The 1,695-nt window shown below is 61.5% G+C and carries 1 protein-coding gene and 1 pseudogene; both read right to left on the reverse strand.

The genetic code is table 11. The features are described from left to right. Positions 1-128: 128 nt before the first annotated feature. Positions 129-419: pseudogene (locus AIIKEEIJ_RS32190) on the reverse strand (ATP-binding protein); the annotation flags it as partial. Then, a partial coding sequence (locus AIIKEEIJ_RS32195) for a Mu transposase domain-containing protein (protein WP_161997259.1) occupies positions 416-1,695 on the reverse strand: 1,280 nt, incomplete at its 5' end. The gene AIIKEEIJ_RS32195 and the pseudogene AIIKEEIJ_RS32190, both read right to left, overlap by 4 nt.

Below are 1,695 nucleotides of genomic sequence, written 5' to 3' on the forward strand. Positions count from 1 at the left end.
TCCCGCACCGACAAGCCCGCCGACAGTGTCACCGAGGGCACCGAGGAGGTGACACCGGCCTTGACCGCCTGATCCACCGACGAGGAATCACGCGACGACGTCGTACACCACCTCACGGGACTTGACCATGTCCGGTCGTAGCGCAGATCGTCGAGCGCGTTCCATGCATCGAACACCATGGCCGGGTCGAGTCCTGCTTTGGTGGCTCGCAGTGTCGCCGAACGTGATTCGCGTCGATTCACTTCATCGGCAAGCAGCACTTCGAGGAATCCGATGTGGCTGAGTTTGTGTTGCCGAGCCAAGGCTGCGCGTTCGGGAAGGGTGTCGGCGAGCGCGCCGAGTTTGAGGGCTTTGAGCAGGCGGACGAGGTCGGTGCCGACCGGTTCGTTGGGTGTGGTGGTGGCGCGAGTGGTGGTCATGCGTTGTTCTCCGAGGATGTGGCGCTGTCGTCGACAACGGATAATGATGGGGTTGGTGTGGAACGGAATTCGGCTGGATCGCGGGAGAACCGTGTCGATGCCTGTCCGACTGTTTTCGGTAGATCCGGCGATGTGGATTCGGTGGCACGCTCCAACATGGATGCAATCTTGGTGACCGAGACAACGTCGAGGTCCAACGACAATGAGCAGGCCTGTTCGACCCGCTCAGCGCCGTAACGACGCACCAGTCCTTGAAGTCGGTAGACACTGCGGATCCTCGTCCACGGAAACGGGTCGTCGAGAATCCGTTCGGCGTAGATACCGATGTTCGCCCCGTGTGCGGTGCACTTACGAATCAGTGAGGTGACATCACGTAGCGCGTAGTCGGACTTGTGCTCGGGCAGGTCAGCGCGGTCGGTACTACGACCGCCGGGACGTTGCCGAGGGTGGATCTTCACCAGGGTGCCGCGGTGATAGAACTTCACCAGTTCGGTGTCCGCACGCACCGACAGTCTCGACCCGATCCACTGCTGCGGCAACGAATACAACGCGCGTCCGACTTCAGCGTGAAAGTCGCGGTGGACCTTCACGTCCTTGAAGATCGGCACGTCGTAGGCCGCAGGCACCGGCAGCAGCACCGGCAGTTCGGAGTCTTCGAACACCTCCCGCGGCCGTGCGCAGGTGGTCCCATGAATACGCAGGCCTGCGGTGCTGCTGCACCAACGGACCACTGCATCCTGCGCTTCGATGAGGCTGGCGAATCGTTCACCTGCCCAGAAGTTGCCGCGCACGTACTGGACAGTGCGTTCGACTTTGGGTTTGTCCTTCGGAGAGCCGACCCGGGCTGGATCGGTGATGAACCCGACGTGGTTGCTGTAGGCGAGCCAGCCATCACTGAAGCGTGGATTGATCGGATCTGACTCGTTGACAACGGGTTTGAGGTTGTCCGGGATCAAGACTGCGAAGACTCCGCCAAAGAACTTCCACGCTGCCTCGCAGCCGGCGAGTACCGCCACCAACGTCTGCGAGTACGTCAGCCAGACGAACATGTGGCGGCTGTAGACGGCGGTGAAGATCAGGGCGTGGACCTTGCGGGATCGTCCGTCTTCGGGGTCGGTGAGCATTCCCAGGTAGCCGAAGTCGACTTGGCATTCGATACCTGGGTCGCCGTCGACGACGCGGACAGTAAGGTCTTTGCGGCCGAAACCGCAACGGTCGGTGGCGAACCGATGCAACGTCCGGTACGGCACTACGCAGCCTTTACGGGCAAGCAGAA

Source organism: Rhodococcus sp. YH1 (assembly GCF_009939605.1).
GTDB classification, from domain to species: Bacteria; Actinomycetota; Actinomycetes; order Mycobacteriales; family Mycobacteriaceae; genus Rhodococcus; species Rhodococcus aetherivorans.